The sequence below is a fragment of the Lactobacillus nasalidis genome, from assembly GCF_016587775.1.
Lineage (GTDB): Bacteria > Bacillota > Bacilli > Lactobacillales > Lactobacillaceae > Lactobacillus > Lactobacillus nasalidis.
Genome location: NZ_BOCG01000094.1, coordinates 1 through 4,698, shown reverse-complemented (window position 1 = coordinate 4,698; position 4,698 = coordinate 1). Strand labels below are relative to the sequence as shown.

The following is a 4,698-nucleotide window of genomic DNA, read 5'->3' as shown; positions in this document are numbered from 1 at the left end:
TGCCAGCAGCTGGCCGGCAAAAGCCAGCCCGCCCGCAGCCAGTACTAGGCCCGCCGTCAGCAGCCAGAGCAACCGCTTGTCAGGCCGCCACAAATAAACGGCGCTCAGCCCATAGAGGAAAAAGAGCCCCGTAAACAGACCCGCTGCAAGCATCCCGCCCTGCAGGCCGGCGCTCAAGGCGCTGCTTGCGGCCAGAAAAGCCCCGGCGATTGCCGAGATGGTCGTCAGAATCGACAATAGGTATTTGTAAATTGGCAAGAAAACATCCATTTCTAAAAGCAGGCAAAAATGACTTTCCAGTCGCTGCTTCAGTTGCAATCCGGTCCGTCCCGGAAATGATTGCCTATATTTTAACAAAAATGTTCTAATATTTATATCTTGAAAACGATTTGCTTTGTTTTTTCACAGAAAAAGCTCCCCGGCCGCGGCGGCTGAGGAGCTTCTCGTTTTATTCAGCTAAATTACTTGTCCAGCTTGATGTTCTTTTCATCGTCAACGATCTTTTCCGGACGCATGGTCGGGAAGAGCAGGACGTCACGGATGGAAGCCGCGTTGGTCAAGAGCATGACCAGACGGTCGATCCCGATGCCCAGACCACCCGTAGGCGGCATGCCGTATTCCATGGCCCGCAGGTAGTCTTCGTCGATGATGTCGGCTTCGTCGTTGCCGGCGTCACGTTCTGCCATCTGAGCTTCAAAGCGTTCCCGCTGGTCCAGCGGGTCGTTCAGTTCTGAGAAGGCGTTGCCGTATTCGTTGCCCATGATGAAGATTTCGAAACGGTCAGTAAAGCGTGGGTCGTCCGCGTTCTTCTTGGCCAGCGGTGAAACTTCAACCGGGTGCCCGTAAACGAAGGTCGGGTCAACAATGGACTTTTCGCCAAACTCTTCAAAGAAGGCGTTGATGATGTGGCCAACCTGCCAGTAAGGTTCAACTTCAACGTGGTGTTCAGCCGCAACCTTCCGGGCTTCTTCCAAAGTCATCGGCTTCCAGAAGTCAACGCCGGTCAGTTCCTTGATCAGGTCAACCATGTGTACCCGGCGGAAAGGCTTGCCCAAGTCAAGGTCAGTGCCTTGGTAGTTGATCTTGCCGTCTTCGGAAACAACCTTGGCGGCTGCCCGGATGATGCCTTCGGCTTCGTCCATGACGTCGTGGAAGTCGTAGTAGGCAGCGTAGGTTTCAAGTTCAGTAAATTCAGGGTTGTGCTTGAGGTCCATCCCTTCGTTTCTGAAGACCCGGCCGATTTCGTAAACCCGTTCCATGTCGCCGACGATCAGCCGCTTAAGCGGCAATTCCAGGGCAATCCGCATGTACAGGTTGATGTCCAGGGCGTTGTGGTGGGTGATGAAGGGACGCGCTTCAGCCCCGCCTGGAATGTTGTGCAATACCGGAGTTTCAACTTCCAGGAAGTCCTGGCCGTTCAAGTAGTCGCGGATGGCCTGGATGATCTTGGTCCGGTTGACAAAGCGCTGGTAGCTTTCGTGGTTGGTGATCAAGTCCAGGTAGCGTTGCCGGTAAATGGATTCAACGTCCTTAAGACCATGGTACTTGTCCGGAAGCGGCCGCAGAGCCTTGGACAGGAAGGTCACGTGCTGGGCGCGGACAGACAGTTCGCCTGAGTCGGTCTTGAAGACTTCGCCTTCAACGCCCAGGAAGTCGCCCAAGTCGGCCTTCTTGAAAATCTGGTAGTTTTCTTCCCCGACCATGTCTTTGCGGACATAGATCTGGATCTTGCCGCTGCGGTCGTAGAGGTCAGCAAAGCCTACCTTGCCCTTGCCCCGCTTGGCCAGCATCCGGCCGGCAATCTTGGTCTTCGGCATGTCGGCGTTCAGTTCGTCTTTGTCAAGGCCCAGGTACTTTTCGTCCAAATCGCGCGCCAGGGCTTCACGGTCGTATTTGCGGCCGAAGGGTTCAATCCCCAGCTCCTTAAGTTCTTCCAGCTTTTGACGACGAACAAGCAATTGGTCGTTAATTTCGTTCTTTGCCAACGTGTTTTTCCTCCATTTACATAGATTGAGTATTGACGGCGCGGGCCTCTTTCTGGCGCGCGCGCTTTTCGTAAGTTTCGACGAATTCGTCAAGCAGGTCGTAGACCTCCTGACGCGTCCAGACTTCATTTATTTTAGCACGAGTCCGGGCAGAACGGGGAATTCCCTTCAAATAATATGCGGCCTGCTGGCGAAATTCCGGGACGGCCCGCTTTTCCCCATGCAGCTGAACCAGGCCGTCCAGCTGGTGCTTGGCAGTTTCCACCTTTTCCCGGACGGTCTGTTTGGGCAGTTCTTCGCCGGTTGCCAGGTAGTGGGTCATTTCCTTTAAGATCCAAGGATTGCCCAAAGCAGCCCGGCCGACCATGACGGCCGTGCAGCCGATCTCGTCCAGGGCCTTCTTGGCCAATTGCGGGGTCGTGATGTCCCCGTTGGCTACGAAAGGAATGTCCAGGACCTGGGCCACTTCATGCAGGGTTTCCCAGTCGGCTTCGCCCTGGTACATCTGCTTTCTGGTCCGGCCGTGCATGGCCAGCATGGAAGCACCGGCTTCCTGGGCAGCCAGGGCATTTTCAACGGCAAAAATGTGCTTGCGATCCCAGCCGATCCGCATCTTGACGGACACCGGCTTTTCCACGTTTTGGACAACCTTGTGGACCATCTGGTAGATCTTGTTTGAGTCCAAAAGCCACTTGGAACCCGCGTCGGTCTTGGTGACCTTCGGCACCGGGCAGCCCATGTTGATGTCGATGATGTCGGCATCAGTGTGCTGGTCGATGTATTGGGCCGCCTGCAAAAGGCTGTCTTCAGTGCCGCCGAAAATCTGGATGCTCATCGGGTGCTCGCCCGGGTCGACATCCAGCATGCTCAGGGTCTTTTTGTTGCCGTAAATGATCCCGTGGTCGGAAATCATTTCACAGACGACCATGCCCGCACCGAATTCTTTGCAGACTTTTCGAAAAGCCATGTTGGAAACGCCGGCCATCGGCGCCACCATCACCCGGTTGGGGATTTCGATTTCGCGTATCTTCCAAGTAGTGTCCATTGCCTTTTTGTTCCTTTCAATAACTACAACTTTATATCATAACAAGAAAGGCCGCAAAGAACAAACCATAAGCCCGGCAAAAAAGCATCCCCTAAAACGGAGATGCTTCCTTTTACCAGTATTTTTCCAAGGGCCGCTCGTCGCGTCCCTCCCGGCTCTGGCGGGCATGTTCCGAAACAATGGCAACCAGCAGCTCTGCCAGCTGGTCCATCTGTTCAACCGTCACGTACTCGTAGCGGCCGTGATAGTTGCCTCCGCCGTTGAAAAGGTTGGGAGTCGGGATCCCCTTTTGGGTGATGAAGTTGCCGTCGGTGCCGCCCCTGAAAGTCTGCACGTTGGCCGTCAGCCCCGCTTTTTCATAAGCGTCCAGGGCCAGGTTTACCACGTAAGGCTTGTCCTTGATGCCGTTGTAGATGTTTTCGTACTGCCGGCGCAGGTGCAGGTCAAAGCGGTCAGCCCCGTATTTTTCCCCCAGGCGGGCAACAAGGTCTCTGACCAGGTCTTCCTTGGCCAAAAACTTGTCCCAGTCAAAGTCGCGGATGATCAAGCCGACGCGGGCTGAATCGACGCTGCTTTCGGCATCCGTCACCATGATGAAGCCATCATGGCCGCGGGACTTTTCCGGTACCTGGTCTTTTGGCAAGGCCTCCAGAAATTCCGTCATGATCGTCGTCGCGTTGACCATCAGCCCATAGGCCTCGCCCGGGTGAACCACGGTCCCCTTGATCTTCAGCTCGGCTGCCGAAGCGTTGAAGGTCTCGTATTCAAAGTCGCCTGGCCGGCCATTGTCCAGGGTGTAGGCAAATTCCACCCCCGGGAAGTCGGCCGGGTCAAAGCGCTGCCCGCCCAGGCCGATCTCTTCATCCGGCCCGAAAGCCACGTAAACGTCGCCGTGGTCAACTTCCGGGTGCTCATGCAGGTACTTGAGCGCGGCCAGCAGCCCGGTCACCCCTGCCTTGTCGTCGGTTCCCAGGACCGTCTTGCCGTCGCTGGTGATCAAAGTCTGCCCCTTTAAGGTCAGCAGGTCTGGAAATTCCGCCGGATCCAGGAAAATGCCGTTTGCCTCATCCAAAGCCAGCTTTTCTCCCTGGTAGTTCCGGTGGACCTGGGGGCGGACCGGAAAGCGGTCGTCATATTCAACCGTGTCAACGTGAGCGAAAAAGCCGAGCGGGGCAATGCCGGCCGCGTTTGCCGGCAGGCGGCCGATCGCAAAAGCCGTTTTCTCGTTGTAGTAAGACTCAAGGCCATAGTCTTTGACCTGGCCAGCCAGCTCTTTCATCATTTTGACCTGGCCCGGCGTAGTTGGGACCTGGTCTTTGTTGGCGTACTTGGACTGGGTGTCTTCTTTGGCATAATGGATAAAGTTTTTTTCCAAAAAATCAAGATCAGCGAATGCCATTGCCTGCCTCCTATTTCTTGATGTAAACGAGCTTGAAGTCGTAAGGGATGCCCAGCGGGTTGTAGGACACGTTCTTGACGTAGCTCTGCACCAGTTGCGGGTGAGCCGTCTGGATCAGCGGAATAGTCCCCTGTTCATTCATCAGCAGCTTTTCGGCAGCCACCAGCCGCTTCCAGCGCTGAACTGGCTTGTTGCCGTAGACGTTTTCGGCTTCATCAAGCAGCTTGTCGTACTCGCTGCTGTCGTAGCCGCTGTTGTTGTAGCTGGAG

3 protein-coding genes and 2 pseudogenes are annotated in these 4,698 nt (G+C 55.4%); all 5 read right to left on the bottom strand.

The window, feature by feature from the left end:
- Nucleotides 1-258: pseudogene (locus lacNas_RS01230) on the bottom strand (hypothetical protein); the annotation flags it as partial.
- Between the two features lie 203 nt (nt 259-461).
- A complete protein-coding gene (lysS, locus tag lacNas_RS01225) occupies nt 462-1,985 on the bottom strand; it encodes a lysine--tRNA ligase (protein ID WP_201330186.1) in 1,524 nt (507 codons plus the stop codon).
- 16 nt (nt 1,986-2,001) lie between these two features.
- A complete protein-coding gene (gene dusB, locus lacNas_RS01220; protein ID WP_201330185.1) occupies nt 2,002-3,030 on the bottom strand; it encodes a tRNA dihydrouridine synthase DusB in 1,029 nt (342 codons plus the stop codon).
- 112 nt (nt 3,031-3,142) lie between these two features.
- Nucleotides 3,143-4,429 carry a peptidase T gene (gene pepT, locus lacNas_RS01215; protein ID WP_201330184.1) on the bottom strand — a complete coding sequence of 429 codons (1,287 nt, stop codon included), beginning with the start codon at nt 4,427-4,429 and terminating at the stop codon, nt 3,143-3,145.
- Between the two features lie 10 nt (nt 4,430-4,439).
- Nucleotides 4,440-4,698: pseudogene (locus lacNas_RS01210) on the bottom strand (peptide ABC transporter substrate-binding protein); the annotation flags it as partial.